The sequence below is a fragment of the Nocardia sp. NPDC051981 genome (assembly GCF_040680715.1).
In the GTDB taxonomy this organism is placed as follows: Bacteria; Actinomycetota; Actinomycetes; order Mycobacteriales; family Mycobacteriaceae; genus Nocardia.
Window position 1 is genome coordinate 74,212 of sequence record NZ_JBFAXK010000032.1, and the last position, 18,864, is coordinate 93,075.

The following is an 18,864-nucleotide window of genomic DNA, read 5'->3' on the forward strand; positions in this document are numbered from 1 at the left end:
TCCGTGGGTGTCGGTCCCTACTCTGCGCCATTACCCGCCGGTTGATTCCCGACGTTGTGTATCCATTTTCCAATTTCGTATTACGATTCGTCGGTGCTCCCCTCCGTTGCTGATGTGCTGGCCATGCCGGTCGTGCGGGCCGGTCAGCCACAGGTCGTGGGCGGCGGTCCGCTGGATCGGCCGGTGCGGTGGGTGCACGTGAGCGAACTGCCGGACGTGGCGAAACTACTGGTGGGACGGGAATTGATTCTCACCACCGGACAGGCGCTGGCCGGTAGCGACGCGGCCACCGTGGCCTACCTGGAATCGCTGGCCGCGGCCGGGGTGTCCGGGCTGGTCATCGAATTGGGCACCTACGTGCGGGAATTGCCGCCGGTGGTGGCCGAGACCGCCGACCGGGTGGGATTGCCGATCGTGGCGCTGCACCGGGTGGTGCGGTTCGTGGAGGTCACCGAGGCGGTGCACCGGGTGATCGTGGCCGACCAGTACGCGGAGCTGGAATTCGCGCGCACGGTGCACGAGACGTTCACGGCGTTGAGCGTGCGGCGGGCGTCGCTGGCCGAAATCGTGAAAACCGCTGCCGGGATGCTGGACGCCTCGGTCGTGCTCGAGGACCTGGCGCATCGCGTGCTGGCCCTGACCGCGCGCCACACCGGCACCTCGGCTCTGCTCGAGCACTGGGAGGCCACCTCCCGGCTGCTGCCCGACACCGACCCGAATGTGGTTCCCGTGGGCCCGCATACACAGCGCTGGGGCCGGCTCATCCTGCGCTCCAGCCGGGTGCCCACGGCCCGCGCCCGCATGGTGCTCGAACGCGCCGCGCAGACGCTGACCCTGCACCGGATGATCGAGCGCGACCGCTTCGGGCTGCACCGGCAGGCCCAGACCGGGCTCATCGACGATATGGTCAACGGCCGCCTCACCGACGAGCGTGACGCAGTGGCGCTGGCGGCGGCGCTCGGGCTGGCCCGCCGTGCCCGCTATATCCCGCTCGCGGTGGAGGTCGCGGCGGCGGCGGAGGCGGATCCGGTGGCGCAGCAACGCCGTACGGCCGCACTGCTGGACGCGGCGCTGCACGGGGTGGCGCTGGCCAAGGCCACCGCGCTGGCCGCGCCCGACCACGGCAATCGGGTCACCATCGTGCTGGGCGTCGCCCGGAGCGGCGACCTGGACGGCGCGCTCACCGCGATCTGCTCGGCGATGCTCGCCGAGATCCGCCGCGTGGCGGGTGTGGAGCGCGCGGTCATCGGCGCCGGCGGTGAATCGGACTCCCTCCTCGACACCGCGCGCGAGCTGGCCCAGGCCGCGCATGTCGCCGAAGTCGCGCTCTCCCTGGACCCTTCGGTCCCGCGCCCCTTCTATCGCAGCGGCGATGTCCGCCTGCGCGGCCTGCTCTCGCTCATCCGCGACGAGCCGGGCGTCCAGCGCTTCGCCGAGACCGAGCTGAGCGCTCTGCTCCGCCACGACATCCGCAATGCCGCCGATCTCACCCGCACCCTGCGCCAATTCCTCGACCTGGCGGGCAACAAGACCGAACTCGCCAAGCGCCTCAATATCAGCCGGCCCACCCTCTACGACCGCCTGTCCCGCATCGAACGCATCCTCGACGTCGATCTCGACAACGGCGAGACCCGCACCTCCCTCCACACCGCCCTGCTCATCCGAGACCTGGTCGCTGCCCCCGAACCTCGCTGACCGCCGCCCCCGGCGAGATCCTCCGACGTGAATTCCCTGGCAGGAGGCCGACCCGAGAAGCGCTGTGCGCCAGCGCATTCTCGAGGCCCTGGTCCGGATCGCCGCCCGTCATCCAGGTACGTCGCCGGTCGGGCCTTCGAACCGGCGGTGCTTCCGACGTGGGTCGGTGGGCTCCGGGCAGGGCGCACCGGAATGACCGGGAGCGGCTGAGGTCCGCGCGTCGGGGCCCAGGTCCGGCCCGGGCATACTGGCCGCGTGGAGTTCGGGATTCTGGGTCCGATCGAGGCGCGGCGGGCCGATGGGGGCCCGTTTCCGATCGGGGGTCCGCAGGTGCGGGCCTTGCTGGCGGTGCTGGCATTGGATGCCGGGCGGGTGGTCGGGCGGGAGCGGCTGATCGACGATCTGTACGGGTCGGAGCCACCGGGGGATGTGGGACATGCGTTGCAGTCGCAGGTGTCGCGGCTGCGGCGGGCGCTGCGCACCGGTGTGGGGGACGGCGAGTTCGTCGAGTCGGCCGGCGCGGGTTATCGATTGGCGGTCGACCCGGAGTCGGTGGATGCGCTCCGATTCGCGCGGCTGGCCGAGCAGGGGCGGAAGGCCTTGCGGGACAGGGATTCCGGCGCTGCGATGACGCTGCTGGACGAGGCGCTCGGATTGTGGCGCGGTCCGGCGCTGGCCGATGTGCGGGACGCGCCCTTCGCCGAGAGTCAGGGCGCGCGGCTGGACGAGGCGCGGCTGGCCGCCGAGGAGGATCGGGCGGAGGCGGCCCTGGCGGTGGGGGATTCGCAGGCGGTGGTGGCGGCACTGTCGGAATTGGTTGCGGCACATCCCCTCCGGGAGCGGGCACGCGCTCTGCTCATGCGTGCCCTGTACGCGGCGGGTCGCCAGGCCGAGGCGCTGGAATCCTTCGAAGCGGGACGGCGGCTGCTCGCCGACGAGCTCGGGGCCGATCCCTCGGCCGAGCTCATGGACGCCCACCTGGCGATCCTGCGAGCGGATGAGGTTGCGGCCGTGTCGAATCGGCGGCTGCCCACCCCGCTTACCAGTTTCGTCGGCCGGGAGGACGAACTCGCGCGGTTGGTGCCACTGGTCGCCCAGGCCCGCCTCGTCACCCTGATCGGCCCCGGCGGCACCGGGAAGACGCGCTTGGCGCTGGCGGCGGCCGACCGGGTCCGCGGCGACGTCTGCTTCGTCGAATTGGCGCCGCTGGTGGACGGGGTGCAGGCAGCCCAGGCGATCGCGAGCGCCCTGGGCTGTCGCGACCTGTCGGCGCATGCGGCCCCTGGGCCACGCGATGTCGAGTCGCAGCTGGTCGCCGTGCTTGCCGACCGTCCGCTGCTGCTCATCCTCGACAATTGCGAGCACGTCGTCCTCGATATCGCCCGCCTCGCGCACCGCCTGCTGGTCGCGTGCCCGGGCTTGCGGATTCTCGCCACCAGCCGCGAGGCGCTGCGGGTCACGGGCGAAACGCTGTTTCCCGTCCCCCAATTGCCCATGGCCCCAACGGATTCGCCGCTGGCCGACCAGCTGGCCGCCCCGGCGGTGCGCCTGTTCGCCGACCGGGCCGCCGCGGTCCGGCCCGGCTTCCTCCCGGACGCGGGCACCATCGCCCTGGTCGCCCGCATCTGCCGCCGGCTCGACGGCCTCCCGCTCGCCATCGAGCTCGCGGCCGCCCGCCTGCGCACCCTCGACCTCCCCGAGATCGATGCCCGCCTCACCGACCGCTTCCGCCTGCTGGCCCGCGGCGACCGCACCGCCGAACCCCGCCACCAGACCCTGCAGGCCGTGGTGGCCTGGAGCTGGGAACTCCTCGATCCCGCCGAACAGCGACTGGCCCAGCGCTTCTCGGTCTTCGCGGGCGGCGCGACCGCCGAACAGGCCCGCCGGGTGTGCGACATCGACGAGATCGACGACCTGCTCGCCGACAAGTCCCTCCTGGACATCGCCGCCGGCCGTTACCGCATGCTCGAAACCATCCGCGAATTCGCCCGCACCCGCGCCATCGAATCCGGCGACCACGAGAAAATCCAGCGTGCCCACGCCGAATACTTCGCCGACACAGCCGAAACCACGGACCCCCTACTCCGCACCGCCACCCAACTCCAGCATCTGGCCCGCCTCGCCACCGACCACGACAACCTCCAGTCCGCCCTGCACTGGTCCACCACCGCCGACCCCGCCCTCGCCGCCCGCCTCATCGCCGCCCAAGCCTGGTACTGGTGGCTCACCGGCCACTCCGGCGATGGCCCCGCCCTCGCCAACCGCCTGCTACCCGAACTGAATTCGGCGGTACGCCGGCCGGCCGCTGCCGTGCGGCCGCATGGTGAGCCGGTGCGCCGTGATGACGTCGGCGACCGACGAGACGCAGACCTCCACGAGCCTACGGCGCTGATCACTCCCACTGCGGCGCCCAGGTCGGAAACCGCTGCTGGGCATGATGCACCGGGAGTGGGGGCGAGCGTCGCCGTGGCGGCTCGCATATCCCGGCCCGGGCGGCTGGTTGCCGTGGATGCGGAGCGATACGCGCTGGTGGTGGCGGTGGCGGCGCGGGGACGGGATGATCTCGCGGCAGAGGTCGAGCGGGCGGCGGCGGGGGTTGCGGCGCAGGAGCATCCGATGCGGCAGCCGCATCTGATCTTTCTGCTCGCGCTCGCGGGCGGGATGCTGCCCGGGGAGCCTGGAGAGTTGCGCCGGCTGTTCGGGGCGGATGACTGGTCGCAGGCGTTTCTGCGGCTGGGGGACGGGATGGCGTTGTTCATGTCCCGTCGGGTCGACGAATCCGAGCCGGAGTTCGCGGCGGCGCTGGCGGGGTTCCGGCGGAACGGGGACCGGTGGGCGATCGCGGCCGCATTGGACAAGCTGGCGGCGGTGGCCGAGCGGCGCGGCGATCGGGCCGCCTCGCTGGCTCTGATCGATGAGGCGATCGCGGTGAACACCGAATTGGGTTGGGCCGCGGACACTGCCGACCTCTTGACCCGTCGCGGCGATATTCACCTCGGCGGGGCGGCGGAGCGGGATGCCGAAGCGGCCCGCGCGGATTACGAACGGGCGGCGGAGCTGTCGCGGACCCACGGCGCGATCGACATGTACGCCGGTGCGCTTCGCGGCCTGGGGGATATCGCTCGTGCCGAGGACCCGGCCACGGCGCGGAACCTGTACCGGTCGGTGCTGGAGATCCCGGCCGGTGGCTCGATCGCCATCACCGAGGCGCACGAGCGGGCGCGGGAGGGTCTCGCACTGTTGGGCGACGCCTGAAATCGCAGGTCAGGATGTTGGTGAGGGTCGGTGAGCCGACGGTGAGGGGTTGGTGAGCGCCCCGGCCGAAGCTCTGTGGCATGACCAGCACACAGCAGTTCGCCAACAAGACCGTCCTCATCTCCGGCGCCAGCGTCGCCGGCCCGGCCCTCGCCTTCTGGCTGAAGAAGTACGGCTTCACCGTCACCGTCGTGGAGCAGGCTCCGGCCCTGCGCGAGGGCGGGTACAAGGTCGATATCCGCGGCGTGGCAATGGAAGTCGTGGAGCGGATGGGGCTCACCGACGAGATCCGCAAGGCCTCCACCGATATGCGCGGCGGCGCGTGGGTGGACGCGACCGGCAAGGCGATCGCCACCCTCGGACCTGACCTGATCGGCATGCGTTCGCCCGGCGACGACGAGGTGCTGCGCGGCGACCTGGCGCGAATCCTGTTCGACGCCGGCAAGAGCGGCGTCGACTACCGGTTCGGCGACGCCATCACCGAGCTGATCGAGCACGCCGACGGCGTCGAGGTGCACTTCCGCCACGCGGCCCCCCAGGTGTTCGACCTGGTGATCGGTGCGGACGGCATGCATTCCACGGTGCGCCGCAGCGTCTTCGGCGCGGAGGAACAGTTCGCCCGGCACACCGGCATGGCCGCCTGTGTCATCTCGGTGCCGAACTACCTGGACCTCGATCACTGGGAGCTCATCCACGCCGCCCCCGGCAAGGTCGTGCAGGTGTACAGCACGCAGCGCTCGGCAGCCAAGGCACAGTTCATCTTTCCCGCTCCCGAGCAGTTGCCGGACCGCCGCGACACCGCCGCACAGCAGCGGCTGGTGGCCGAGGCCTTCGCCGGCGGCGGCTGGGAGACCTCGACCCTGCTCGACGCCATGCCGGAGTCGCCGGACTTCTATTTCGACACGGTGAGCCAGATCCATCTGGAGCGCTGGTCCTCGGGCCGCGTCGCACTGGTCGGCGACGCCGCCTACTGCCCGTCCCCGCTGTCCGGGCAGGGCACCAGCATGGCCCTGGTCGGCGCGTACGTGCTGGCCGGTGAACTGCGCGCCGCCGCCGGCGACCACCGCGTCGCCTTCGCCGCCTACCAGGAGCGCATGCGCGAGTACGTCGACGAGAACCTGATCCTCGGCTGGAACAACGCCACCCAGATGGTCGCCGCCGACGCCCGCGCCCTGCGCATGCAGATGACCATGATGCGCATGCTGCGCTGGATGCCGTGGAAGGGCATGGCCCTGCGCCCGATCATGAAGCCGATCGAGAAGGCCGCCAATGCCATTCGACTCGAGCGGTACTGACCGGGGCGCGGTGTCGGCATCTGGTCTGATCCGGGGTGCTCGGGGTTCATTCTCCGGGTGGATCCCTGATGCGGGCCGATCCCGTTTGATGGTTATCTCGAACTGGAAGGGAGTCCGACGTGACCATCGCCGTGTACACCACCTGGGCGTGGATGGCATTCGAGATCGCGCTGCGGGTGCGGGATCGCATGCGCGGCACCGGCTCCACCGCCGGGGACGGCCACACCAGGCTCCTCATCTTCGTGCTGGTGGCGGCCGCCATGACGGTCGCCAGCTTCGCCGGCATCCTCCTCCCGGCCGACAGCCCGCTGCGTTTTCCCGGCCCGGTCCTGCCGTGGCAGATCCTCGGCGTCGCCCTCATGTGGCTGGGTCTGGTCGTGCGAGCCTGGGCGATCGCGGTGCTGGGCAAGCACTTTCGCACCACCGTCGAGGTGGACCAGGACCAGCCGGTCATCAGCACCGGCCCCTACCGCTGGATCCGGCATCCTTCCTACACCGGCATCCTGCTGCTGACGCTGGGCTTCGGCCTGGCCGCCGGCAACTACATGTCCCTGCTGCTCACCACCGTGGTCCCGGTTTACGCGTTCCTGCGGCGGATCACGCTCGAGGAGAAGACGCTGGTGGCGACCCTGGGCGCGCCCTACGAGACCTATCGGCACACGACCAAGCGCCTGGTCCCCGGCGTCTGGTGACCTCGGGCGGGGTCGCCATACGATCCGTAAAGCGCCGGACCGGGTTTCCGGCTGACTGTAAGAATAGTGACCTGAGTCACTCCTTTGGTTTCTGCCGGTAACTCCGTTTCATATCCAGGCAACATTCCAGCCCGAACATTCCTCGCAGGTCAGTCGACCAAGATTGAGGAGCTTCACCATGGAATCGAGTGCACCAACCGTACTTTCCGGGGGATCGGACACATCCGCAGCGGGAGTGTCGCGGCTCAAACCCAATGTGGTCGGTCTGCTCGGCGTGGTGTTCATGGCCGTCGCGACGGCCGCGCCCATCACCGCCATGACCGGCAATGTGCCGTTCATGATGTCGGCCGGCAGCGGAATCGGCACGCCCGCGGCGTTTTTGATCGCCATGGTGGTGCTGGCCATCTTCACCGTCGGCTACACCACCATGGCCAAGCACATCACCACCACCGGCGCGTTCTACGGCTTCATCTCCTACGGCCTGGGCCGCACCGCGGGCCTGTCGGCCGGGCTGCTGGCCACCTTCGCCTACATGGTGTTCGAGCCGTCGCTGATCGGCATCTTCTCGAGCTTCGCGCACAACACCGTCTCCGATCAGGTGGGCGTGAACATTCCGTGGTGGGTGTTCGCCATCCTGATGCTGGTGATCAACGGCCTGGGTACCTGGTTCGGCGTCGCCGTGGCCGAGCGGCTGCTCATCGTGCTGCTGGTCACCGAGGTGACCGTGCTGACGGTCATGGGCCTGTCGGTGCTGCTGCACGGCGGCGGGCCGGACGGGTTGTCGCTGGCCCCGATCAATCCGGTCAACGCCTTCCACGGTGCGTCCGCGGGCCTGGGACTGTTCTTCGCCTTCTGGTCGTGGGTCGGGTTCGAATCCACCGCCATCTACGGTGAGGAATCCAAGGATCCGAAGCGAATCATCCCGCGCGCCACCATGATCGCCGTCCTCGGTGTCGGCGTGTTCTACCTGTTCATCTCCTGGATGACCATCTCCGGCAACGGGCAGGGCAGGGCCATGGAACTGGCCGCCTCCGACAATCCGATGAACCTCTTCTTCGCGCCCACCGAACGCTATGTCGGGCACTGGGCCGTGGACACCATGCAGTGGCTCATGGTCACCGGTTCGCTGGCCTGCGGCATGGCCTTCCACAACTGCGCCTCCCGATACCTCTACGCGCTCGGCCGCGAGGACGTGATTCCGGCTTTGAAGCGGACGATCGGAAAGACCCACCCGCAGCACGGATCCCCGTATATCGCCGGTCTGGTGCAGACCGTCTTCTCGGCCGTGCTGGTGCTGGCCTTCGGCCTCGCGGGCAAGGACCCCTACGCGAGCCTCTACACCCTGATGGCGGTGCTCGGCACCATGGCGATCCTGATCGTGCAGGCCGTGTGCTCCTTCGCGGTCATCGCCTACTTCCGCAACCACCACCCCGAAACCCGGCACTGGTTCCGCACTCTGGTGGCCCCGCTGGTGGGCGGCGTGGCCATGATCGGCGTGGTGCTGCTGCTGGTTCTCAATATGGACACCGCGGCCGGAAGCGAGGCCGGGTCGCTGATTCTGAAGGCGACGCCGTACCTGGTGGCCGCGGTGGCCATCGCCGGTATCGGCTATGCCCTGTATCTCAAGCGCACCGATCCCGGCCGCTACGCGCTGCTGGGCCGGACCGTGCTGGAAGAATCCCACGAGCGCTGAGGGGCGGAAAGCCATGACCGACACCGAGATCCGTCCCGCCTACGGCGACCGCGTGATAGCCGTCGAGCCCGGCGGCGACGACTACATCCCCGAGGACGCCCGGCACGGTACGCCGCGAAAACTGTTCTGGACGTGGATGTCTCCGAACATGGAGTTCGCCACCGTCTTCGTGGGCGTGCTCGCCGTCACCGCGTATGGCATGAACTTCTGGCAGGCGAGCCTGGGCATCGTCGTGGGTACCGGGCTGGGCGCGGCCGCCCACTACCTGCTGTCGGCGCGCGGGCCCCTGCACGGTGTCCCGCAAATGGTGCTGGGGCGCTTGGCCTTCGGCTATCGCGGCAACACCCTGCCCGCCGCGTTCATGTCGGTCATGTGCGGGGTCGGCTGGTTCGCCACCAACTCGGTCAGCGGTGCGTTCGCGCTGAATTCCCTGACCGGCATGCCGAAGCTGACCGCGCTGCTGGTGATCGTGGTGGTGCAGACCGCCTTCGCCTTCTTCGGCCACAACCTGGTGCAGGCGGTGGAACGCATCGCTTTCCCACTGCTGGCCATCGTGTTCGCCATCGTCACCGTGGTGGTCTTCAGCAAAGCCTCGCTGGGCGCGCCCGCACCGGCCGGGGGCGTGGGCGGTATGGGCGGATTCCTGCTCACCGTCGGCACCGCCTTCGGTTACGGCGCGGGCTGGAATCCCTACGCGGCGGACTACTCCCGCTATCTGCCCGCGACGGTGTCACGGGCCGCGACCGGTGCGTACGCCTCGGCGGGCCTGTTCATTTCCTGTGTCTGGCTGGAGATGGTCGGCGCGGCCTCGGCGACCGTGGCGAGCACCGCGCAGGGCAGCCCGACCGATGTGTTCACCGCCAACCTGCCCAAGCTGCTGGCGGACCTGACCCTGCTGGCCATCGCGGTGGGCGCGGTGGCCGCCAATGCGCTCAATGTCTACTCGGGCGCAATGGCTTTCGTGACCATGGGCTTCACGTTCTCGGTGCGCACGCAGCGGGCGCTGGTGTCGGCGGCCTTCGGCGTGATCGGGTTCCTGGTCGCCTGGTGGGCGCTGCCCGACGCGGCGGCCAGCTACGAGGGCTTCCTGCTCATCGTCGCGTACTGGATCGGGCCGTGGCTGGGTGTGGTGTTCGCCGACGAGTACCTCCGTCGCGGTCAGCGCATCGACCATCTGCTCTACGACCGCGACCACCGCAACCGGGCCGGCGTGGCGGCGTTCCTGGCCGGCCTGGTGGTGTCGGTGCTGCTGTTCTCCAATCAGGAGAAGTTCGTCGGCTTCGTCGCCAAGGCGGTGCCGCAGCTGGGCGACATCACCTTCTTCGTCGGCTTCGTGCTCTCCGGCGCGGCCTATCTGATCGTGAACCGGTCCCGGATCGCACGCGCAGCGGTGGCAGCATGATCGGCATGATCAACGCACAGGATCTGCTGGTCACCGCCTATGACGAGGCGCAACTCGGACTACGGGAAGGCGGGATTCCCATCGGGGCGGCCCTGTTCGACAGCGCCGGCAACCTGCTCGGCCGCGGCCACAACCGCCGCGTCCAGAACGACGACCCCAGCGTGCACGCCGAGACCGACGCCTTCCGCAATGCCGGCCGCCGCCGCGACTACCGCGACACCATCATGGTCACCACCCTGTCCCCGTGCTGGTATTGCAGCGGCCTGGTCCGCCAGTTCGGCATCGGCGCGGTCATCGTGGGGGAGTCGCGCACCTTCACCGGCGGCCACGACTGGCTTGCCGCACACGGGGTTTCCATCACCGTGCTCGACGACCCGGCCTGTGTGGACATGATGACCCGCTTCATCGCGGAACGGCCCGAACTCTGGAACGAGGACATAGGAGTGGCGGAATGACCCCTATCGCGACGGTCGACCTGGACCGCTGGCGCGAAGGCGGCGAGACCGCGGCCACGGTGCTGCGCGAGGTGGACGCGGGCATGCAGCGCGCCGGATTCCTCCTGGTACGCGGACACGGTGTGCCGCACGGGCTTCCGGCCGACCTGCGGGCGGCGGCCCGGCGCTTCTTCGCACTCCCGCCGGAGGTGAAACAGCGGTACGCGGTCTCCGTCGGCGGGCGCGGCTGGATCGGTCCGGGCCTCGAGGCCAACGGCTACGCCGAGGGCACCGAGACCCCGCCGGACCTCAAGGAGACCTTCGCGATCGGCGCGGACACCCGCACCGGCGACGCCCTGATCGACACCGTGTGGTTCCTCGACAATGTGTGGCCCGAGGAGGTGGGCGAGCTGCGCGAGCTGTTCCTCGCCTACACCGCGGCCATGCGCACCCTCTCCGACGAACTGCTCGCGCTCTTCGCCGCCGCGCTCGACCTGCCGCACAACCCCTTCGAGGGCCTGGCGAGCCGACCGACCTGGACGTGCAATATCAACCGGTACCCGCCGCTGGCCGAGGTCGGCCCGCCCGAACCCGGCCAGTTCCGGATCGGTCCGCACACCGACTTCGGCACCGTCACCGTCCTCGACCGCGAACCCGGTGCGGGCGGATTGCAGGTCTATACCGAGGACGGCGGCTGGGCGGACGCGCCCTACGACCCGTCCGCCCTCACCGTGAACATCGGTGACCTGCTGGCCTACTGGAGCGGCCAGCGCTGGCCCGCGGGCCGCCACCGCGTACTCCCGCCCCAGGCGTCCGCACCCGATGAGGACCTGGTGTCACTCATCTACTTCTACGAACTCGACCACGACGCCCGGGTGACGCCCCTCGAGCCGCCCATCGGGCGGGTCTCCGGCCTGGCGCCGGTCGTCTCCGCCGAGTTCCTGCGCACCCGCCTCGACGCCATCACCCTCGGCTGAGAGACCACCCGGCGAGCTCCCACGGCCGTCGCGTGCCGGCGGTCGTGGGAGCGACCTGGACCCGCCCACCCGGCGATCGCCGGCGGATCTCGCGGGAACATTGCCCGCCGCGACCGCGTTACCTGCGGGCATGACGACGCTCGGATTGATCGGAAGCGGAAATATCGGCGGCACCCTGGCCCGGCTGGCCGTGGCCGCGGGAATCGATGTGGTGCTGAGCAATTCACGAGGGCCGGAGAGCCTGGCGGAGCTGGTGGCCGAACTGGGGGAGCGGGCCCGCGCGGCGACCCCGGCCGAGGCGGCCGCCGCCGGAGACATCGTGGTGGTGACGGTACCGCTCAAGGCGTATCAGCAGGTACCGGCCGATCCGCTGGTCGGCAAGGTGGTCATCGACACCAACAACTACTACCCCGGCCGCGACGGCGAATTCGCCGACCTGGACGCGGGTGTGGCCACCAGTTCCGAACTGCTGCAACGACATCTGCCGCGCTCACGGGTCGTGAAGGCGTTCAACAACATCCTGTTCAAGCATCTGGCCGTGCTGGCCCGCCCCGCCGGGGCGGCCGATCGCACCGCGCTGCCCATCGCCGGTGACGATACTGCGGCGAAAACCGCTGCGGCGGAACTGATCAGCAGGCTCGGCTACGACACCGTCGATATCGGCTCGCTCGCCGACAGCTGGCGCACGCAACCCGAAACACCCGTCTACGGAACGCCCTACGCCGTCGCCGCGCCGTTCTGGGAGAACGAGGCGGCCCCCGCCGATGCCGAAACGGTGCGCAAGGCGGTCGAAGCCGCCGAACGCTGAAGCCCCCGAAAGGGGCTCCAGCGCAAGGACTCCGGGGCCGGCCGACCATGTCAGGGCGGTCGTCCGGCCCCGATGGGTCAGTCGTTGCAGATGGCCGTGCGCACCAGGTAGGAGTCGGAGTACCACTTGGCGGAGTTCTCGGCGTCGTCCGGCGTCGCACCGTAGCCGCCGGTGTACTTGTTCATCGAATCCGAGAAGGCCACCGCGCCGCAGCCGGTGAAGGTGGTGACTGTCGAGCAGCTCGCCTTGGCGCACTTGTCGACGGCGGCCTGGCTCGCCGAACCCTCGGTGTCGTAGTTCCAGGACCAGCCCAGGTCGCCGTAGTCGGACACCGCGATCGCGCCCCAGGAGCCGGAGGCGGCCTGGGCCGGGGCCGCGGGCAGCACCGCGGCGGCGGTGGCGAAGGCGAGGCCGGACAGGGCGAACAGAGTCTTGCGCATGTTGTTCCTTGCGTTGATCGAACCGGCGCGCGCATCCCGGTGGGGTTGGGGCTGCGAGCACCACTGTCGAGTCAAGATCGACGGGATTCGACAACGCGTTAACCGGCAAGTGGTTGGGGCACAGCGTGTCCGGGGTCAAGCGGCCGGCGGAAACGGGGGTTTCGTCACCGGCAAAGTCAGATGTCCGAACGGAGCCCCTTGCGGAGGACCCCTCCCGAGCGGGTTAATTGGTATTCGAGCATTCCGCCCCCGCCGGGTGTCCAGCGGTCCGAGCGCCATCGAGTGCACTCGGCGAGGTCGTTCGGTACCACTACAGCGGAGGCTGCCATGACCAGGAAATCGAGTGCGCTGACAACAGCCCTAGCGATTGCATCCGTCATCACCGCCGGTGCGGGCGTGGCCACAGCCGAACCGGCATCTGCCCCCGTAGCGGAGCAACGGTCCGAAGCCATGGCAGGCTATTCCGCTATCCCCTGCTTACCCTGGATCCTTCCGCCCGCCGTCGACGTCGGAGCGTTCTTGATCTGTCTTGTTTGAGGTCCTACTCGGCGCCGCGACTGATGAAGTCGAAGGATCCGCCGTCGATGCCCCAGGAGATGATCCGTTCGGGGTGAATTCGGATGACCGCGCGTTCCTGGGGTTGGAACGGTGGCTCCTCGTCATCGAGCGCCTCGGCCGAGCCGCGTACCTCGATGCCGCGAATCACGTATGGCTCCAAGGAAACCTGTTGGTCGATGACGAACGACACCCGGCTGCCCGCCTCGACATTGCGATACTTTCGACTGGCACGCATCCGCATGCCCCCGATATCGATCGTGCCGTCGGCGTTCACCCGATAGCTGGTCGGATTGTTCTGCACAACGCCATCGGGCGACACCGTGGCCAGCCGACCGATCCCGGCCTCCGCGAGAAACTGCTGTTCGTTGATGGTGAAGGTCATTTCGGTTACTCCTCAGTGAATTCGATATCAGGTGGGCCCCGGCGATCAGCCGGAAGTTGTCGGGTGCGGGAAGCGCAAGCTGTTGCCTGCCGCGTCCCCTGCGTCTTGCGTCAGCGGTTCAGCGGGACCGCGGCATCGCGGAGTATGGCTACCTGCTCTGAGATCAGAACAGAATCCGGGCCGCACACAGTCCGGCAATGACAATGAACAGGTGATCATGAGCATTTTCGGCCTCCCCTTCCTCTGTACTAGCAGGGCTAGAAACTAGAGCAAAGGTAACACTCGTCCCAGTAGCTTGTCTAGCGTTGCTAGATTTCAGGTCGCTACCACGGTATCGCGCTCGGATCACCAAGCTGCACATGCCCGTTCCTGGCCGAGAGGACACTGTCGCCCAGCAAGCCGGTCACCGAACGCTGGCATTGCGTTGCCCCACTTCTGCCGTTAACTGATCGATAGAATGCCGCTGAGCTGGTCAATCAACGAAGGGAGCGCATGATGTCGGCGAAGTGTTTCATCGAAGGCGGACCAGATGACATGCCCACGCGAATCGTCCCGATCACGCCGCCCGGTTTCGAGGTGAAGATCGAGCGCCGTGCTGGCTACGAACATTACAAAAGCACCCCAAGGTTCACCGATACCGACGAGGGGCGGCTGCCTGTGTACGAGTGGTTCGAACGAACCGAGTTTGCGGAGTAGATACAACCGGCACGGCCGTTTGCTCACTCGAGGCGTGAGCAAACGGTCGGTCGTGCCGCATACCGTGCTGGCCGAACCGGCCAGCGCCGGGCATCGGAAGATCAACTGGCCGTGCCCATCCAAGGCTGACGGCACGGCCGCTACTGAATGTCGCGCCTTGCTCGCGCGGTATGGCCGGACTGGCCCTCCTGGCATCGGCTGGGAGTGCTCATGCGATCTCGACACCCGATCGCTTCTCGACGACCCATTCGAGGGCTCGTAGGTCCGCGTCCAGTTTTCGGAACAACCAATAGGTGGCCACGAACGCGAGCCCGGTGATCCCGCACAACCACAGCACCGAATTCGTGATGCGGACGCGCTCGTCCGGCTCGAGGTAGAGGAATCCGGTCAGCACGGCGACCAGGGGCACCGATGCGGCGATACCGAGGTAAACCGTGCTTCGTCGGTGCAGTGCCCGGAGGTGGGCGGCATCGCGAACGGTCGTGTGCCCATGGCGCAGATAGATCGGGTACACGCAGCGGACGATGTAGAACGCCTGCAGGAAGAACATGTAGGAGACCGCGATCGCGCCGCACACCAGCACCAGCATCGCCGCATGGGCCAACAGCCGCGGCGGACGAGCGGCTATCGCGCCGAGCAGGGCCACCCACACCCCCGCGCCGATCATCCAGAACACCAGGGTGAACATCACGTCGAAGTCGGCCCAGAACAGGGTGCGTGATCGGACGCGGGCCAGCATCGCCTCGTCGTAGCGTCTGCCCTTGCGCAGGCCGCGGGGCACCGCGATCAGATGCCGGCACAGGTAGACCCAGCTCACGATGGCCAGCGGCCAGGCGATCAGATGGAAAGTGTTCGAGGCCTGGATAAGCTCCGAGTGGACGGCCCCTGACGGGCGCCCTCTGCCGAACTGCAAGCTCTGCCCGTACAGGTAGACCAACGCCGGTCCGACGCCGACCAATGCGATAAGCCACAGGATCGGGACAGGATGGCGCGAAAGCCGCACCCGCCAACTGTTCTCCGGTGGATAGACGAGGTCACGGGCCCGCTCGTCGAGGCACAGATCGAACTGCAGAGCCAATTCCGATCCGCTGCCGTAGCGGGACTCGCGGTCCGGTGACAAGCAGGTCAGCAACACCTGCCGCAGCGCCGCAGGGCAATCGGCGGGAACATCGGACAGATACCGCGGATCGATGGGCCGGCGGCGTAGTTCGAGCATGCGACCCAGCGACGTCTCCGACATACCGGCGAACTCCTCGTCCGCGAACGGGATACGGCCGGTGAGCAATGCCCACAACATCACGGCCAGCGCGTAGATATCGCTGCGCGTATCGAGGTCTCCGGCGGTCCCCGGCAGCTCCGGATGGCAGGCTTCGAGCTGTTCGGGCGACATGTAGGCCAAAGATCCACCGAAGTACGCCAGCGGGCTGGTACCCCGGATCTGTCGACTGAAGCTGACATTGAAGTCGGCGAGCTTGGGTATGCCGTCGGCACTGAGCAGCACGTTCGCCGGTTTGATGTCGCGATGCAGCACCCCGCGCCCGGCGGCGTGCCCGAGCGCGTCGGCGAGTCGACGGCCCAGCCAGGCAACCGTTTCCGGCCACGTCATCGCCGCGATCCGGGCCCGCACCGCCGAATCGGTGGCACGAACCTCGCCCTTGTCCTCGAGTACCCCGTCGACGGCATCGAGCAGCACCCGCCCGCTGCGATCCTGCACCGGGGTCGATCGCAGTCGGTTCAGCACGTCGAGCAGTGTGCCGCCCGGCAGGTACTGCATGTAGAGCAGTTTGAGCTCGCCGTCGGCGATCAGGCGCTGGTCGAAGATCCGCACGATGTACTCGTGGTCGAGCTGGGCGAGGGTCTCCGGCTCGGTGCCGTGGTTGTGCGAGATCTTGACCGCGACCAGCCGCTGCATCGACCGCTGCCGCGCCAGATACACGCGCGCGAACGCGCCCTCCCCGATCATCGTCAGCAGATCGAAGTCCCCGACCCGGTCACCCGGATTGATGGCCCCCAGCGCGACCTGCGCACTCGGGCGAGCAACCATCGTGCTGCGATATCCGGTGGTCTCCAGCTGGACCGGAGGCCGACCGATCTCCGCGGTCGCGGACTCGCCAGCCCCGGGCGCCGTCGACTCCTCCCCCGCAACCGGCTGCGAGCCGCGACGCAGGGCGTGGTATTCCTCGTAGACCAGGTCCGCAGGCAGTGGGCCGCTGCGCAGTTCGGCGTACTGTTCGCAGTATTCGGCGAGGCGTTTGGGAAAGTGGTGCCGAACCCAGCGGTTCTCGAGGTCGATCTTGATCAGTTCCACCAGCACCGCACGCCGCTCGGCATCGGCCTCAGGCAGATACGCCGACAAGTCGGGAGGACACCCGGATACCGCCCACGCCTGCTCGAATCGGGCCACCGCCCCGGCGAGCGCCGTACGGCTCCGTTCCGCCGGATCGATGATCAGATCCTCAAAGGACTCATGCACCACATCGGCACCCCGAGACGTGAATCCCCGAAGTGTGGCCCCACGCGACGTTCGACAACCACACCTGAATATTCGACACAGCTTCGGTGCCATCCACCCTGACCGGCACCTCCAAAGCCTATCGCGCAACCACAGAGCACACACCAACACGCGAGGCGGCAACAGCACCGACAGCAAGGCGGCGGACGGCCGAGTGGTGCGTGTCCATCGGTGCACGGGGAATCAGTCGCCCGGCGGTCGACTACTCGGCACCCAACGTCCTACATTGGCACACTTCGCGTTGACAGAACCGGCCAGCGCGGGGCGCCGGCGCCCGGAACCTGTTGCGGTGCAGAATGTCCGCTATTGCCAACTTCAGTGCCTTCGAATGCCCGTGCACTATGGCGATATCCTCCCGACAGGATGGCGCGGAAGGGCAGTCGCGCGCCTGGAGGGGTTCGAATGACCAGATGCAACGGCACCGCCCGACCAGGGCTCATGGTGGGTCGGATCATCATCTGCCGCGACCCGCGTGGGTCGAAGTGGCGAACGCAGGCAGCGGAAGATCAACTCGCCGAGGCCGTCTCTGGGCCTCGGCTCGCCCTGGCGGCACACCACAGGGTTGGTTCCCGCTGATGAGCGGGTCCCGTGTGGGCCGCCGCCGACACTGCGTGATCGCGCTGCAGCGTCTTTCGCGATCCCGAGAACGCCGTCGGTTCGGCCGACACGAACTGCCGTGTCGTGGTGCTGGTCAAGACACCTGAAACACTGCATCGCCAACTCCCGGCACGGCGAGGTAGGTTCGCGCGAAACGACGAGGGGAACGGGTGTGAAAGATCGGCACGATCGTGTGGGGCCGGCGTCGGTAACTCCGCCTGCAGCCTCTCGCCCCCTGTCCGGACGGCGTCGGCAACATCGTCGAACGCGAAACGCTCCAGACCCTCCGCACCGTCGGCATCGACGCAGCCGAGCAGCGGAATCGCCGGAGGAGGCGTCCAGGGGCGCGGTGCCGTTCCAGGACGCGAACCGGTCGCGGGTGGCGAAACGATGAATATCACCGGTGTCGGCCAGAAGCCGTGCCGCGCTGGAGGGTCCGATGCCGTGCAGGTCCATGAGGGTCGAGCCGCGGTCGAGGACGAGTTGCCGTAGTTCTTTGTCGGCGGTTTTGGTTTTGCGGTCGATGGTTTCGAGTTCCTCGATCAGTTCGATGACCAGCCGCAGCTGGACCCGGCCGACCGGATCGCTCGGGCGCAGGTCGGTGATCAGGTCGCGGGCCTGGGGTGCGGACAGGAATTTCTTGATGCCGCCGGGGATCAGGTCGAGCAGGGTCCGGTGGATGCGGTTGAGGGTTTGGGTGCGGGCGCGGCCGAGTTCGTCGTGTCGGTCGGCGAGCAGGCCGAGTGCGACCAGTTCCGGATCGAGGGGCACGCGACGCGGGTTCGGGGCGTGCAGGGCGGCCAGGGCGACCGAGTGGGCGTCGACTGGGTCGGTTTTGCGGCCGTTGCCGGTGGCGAAGACCCGTACCTGTGCGGAGAGTTTCGCGGGCACGTCGACCACGGTTTCGCCGTCGTGGACCCGGCGGTGGGCGAGGTGGCGGCCGATGCCGTTGCAGTCCTCGACCGCCCAGACCCTGTCAGTGAATTGCTGTGCAGTGGTGAGCATTTCGGTATAGCCGACAGTGTCGGTGGTGTATCTGCCGACGGCCAGGATATGGTCTGCCGCGTCGATGATCTCGATGGTGGCCGAGCGTTTGTGCGGATCCATCCCGATGATGACGGTCACCGGCGTCCCTTTCTGGCGCGCAGTGGTGGTGTCCGTGCGAGGAGGGCAGCGCTACTTCGAGCCGGGCAGACCCCTTTCCAGCCGCTCCCACACGGCACCCGGTGGGAGGCAAGCCATGAGAGAGCCACACCGAATCATGCTGGCGGGCAGCCGCTTGACCGAGCATCCCACCGGGCACCTGGACCGAATCCTGGCCGGGACCCGGCCCTAATACTGCAACGACACTCGCGTTCAGGTGAGTGGGTGGCCGCGGCGGCGGTAGTGGGAGAGGCGGGCTTGGTGTTGTCGGCGGCGTCGCCAGCG

General features: G+C 68.3%; 14 protein-coding genes. 10 read left to right on the forward strand and 4 right to left on the reverse strand.

Annotation, left to right across the window (positions count from 1 at the left end):
* Positions 1–93: 93 nt before the first annotated feature.
* The 9 genes from AB0L60_RS36665 (at position 94) to AB0L60_RS36705 (ending at position 12,251) form a co-directional block, all read left to right on the forward strand.
* Entirely contained in the window at positions 94–1,695 is a 1,602-nt protein-coding gene (locus tag AB0L60_RS36665; protein WP_364624002.1) for a PucR family transcriptional regulator, read from the forward strand.
* Between the two features lie 255 nt (positions 1,696–1,950).
* Positions 1,951–4,950 carry a BTAD domain-containing putative transcriptional regulator gene (locus AB0L60_RS36670; protein WP_364624004.1) on the forward strand — a complete coding sequence of 1,000 codons (3,000 nt, stop codon included), beginning with the start codon at positions 1,951–1,953 and terminating at the stop codon, positions 4,948–4,950.
* 80 nt (positions 4,951–5,030) lie between these two features.
* Positions 5,031–6,245 (forward strand): FAD-dependent monooxygenase, encoded by a 1,215-nt coding sequence (locus tag AB0L60_RS36675; RefSeq protein WP_364624006.1) that lies wholly within the window; start codon positions 5,031–5,033, stop codon positions 6,243–6,245.
* Positions 6,246–6,364: 119 nt separating this feature from the next.
* A complete protein-coding gene (locus tag AB0L60_RS36680; RefSeq protein ID WP_364624008.1) occupies positions 6,365–6,937 on the forward strand; it encodes an isoprenylcysteine carboxylmethyltransferase family protein in 573 nt (190 codons plus the stop codon).
* A 178-nt stretch (positions 6,938–7,115) separates the two neighbouring features.
* A complete protein-coding gene (locus AB0L60_RS36685) occupies positions 7,116–8,630 on the forward strand; it encodes an APC family permease (RefSeq protein WP_364624010.1) in 1,515 nt (504 codons plus the stop codon).
* A 13-nt stretch (positions 8,631–8,643) separates the two neighbouring features.
* Positions 8,644–10,032, forward strand: a complete 1,389-nt coding sequence (locus tag AB0L60_RS36690; RefSeq protein WP_364624013.1) for a cytosine permease — start codon at positions 8,644–8,646, stop codon at positions 10,030–10,032.
* Between the two features lie 5 nt (positions 10,033–10,037).
* Positions 10,038–10,487, forward strand: a complete 450-nt coding sequence (locus tag AB0L60_RS36695; RefSeq protein WP_354851255.1) for a nucleoside deaminase — start codon at positions 10,038–10,040, stop codon at positions 10,485–10,487.
* Complete coding sequence (locus AB0L60_RS36700) at positions 10,484–11,443, forward strand: 2-oxoglutarate and iron-dependent oxygenase domain-containing protein (RefSeq protein WP_364624016.1); 960 nt, start codon at positions 10,484–10,486, stop codon at positions 11,441–11,443. The genes AB0L60_RS36695 and AB0L60_RS36700 overlap by 4 nt, the downstream gene beginning before the upstream one ends.
* Positions 11,444–11,573: 130 nt before the next feature.
* A complete protein-coding gene (locus AB0L60_RS36705) occupies positions 11,574–12,251 on the forward strand; it encodes an NAD(P)-binding domain-containing protein (RefSeq protein WP_364624018.1) in 678 nt (225 codons plus the stop codon).
* 77 nt (positions 12,252–12,328) lie between these two features.
* Here the strand turns inward: AB0L60_RS36705 and AB0L60_RS36710 are convergent, their stop codons facing one another.
* Together AB0L60_RS36710 and AB0L60_RS36715 are read right to left on the reverse strand one after the other, a co-directional pair.
* Positions 12,329–12,691 carry a DUF4189 domain-containing protein gene (locus AB0L60_RS36710; protein ID WP_364624020.1) on the reverse strand — a complete coding sequence of 121 codons (363 nt, stop codon included), beginning with the start codon at positions 12,689–12,691 and terminating at the stop codon, positions 12,329–12,331.
* A gap of 541 nt (positions 12,692–13,232) precedes the next feature.
* Positions 13,233–13,631 carry a PPOX class F420-dependent oxidoreductase gene (locus AB0L60_RS36715; protein ID WP_364624022.1) on the reverse strand — a complete coding sequence of 133 codons (399 nt, stop codon included), beginning with the start codon at positions 13,629–13,631 and terminating at the stop codon, positions 13,233–13,235.
* A gap of 492 nt (positions 13,632–14,123) precedes the next feature.
* On the opposite strand from AB0L60_RS36715, the gene AB0L60_RS36720 reads away from it, so the two are divergent.
* Positions 14,124–14,327 (forward strand): DUF5988 family protein, encoded by a 204-nt coding sequence (locus tag AB0L60_RS36720; protein WP_364624024.1) that lies wholly within the window; start codon positions 14,124–14,126, stop codon positions 14,325–14,327.
* Positions 14,328–14,535: 208 nt separating this feature from the next.
* Here AB0L60_RS36720 and AB0L60_RS36725 read toward each other — a convergent pair whose 3' ends face one another.
* Positions 14,536–16,800, reverse strand: a complete 2,265-nt coding sequence (locus AB0L60_RS36725) for a protein kinase (RefSeq protein ID WP_364624026.1) — start codon at positions 16,798–16,800, stop codon at positions 14,536–14,538.
* Between the two features lie 378 nt (positions 16,801–17,178).
* Positions 17,179–18,543, reverse strand: a complete 1,365-nt coding sequence (locus AB0L60_RS36730) for a transposase (protein ID WP_364624039.1) — start codon at positions 18,541–18,543, stop codon at positions 17,179–17,181.
* Between the last annotated feature and the right edge of the window lie 321 nt (positions 18,544–18,864).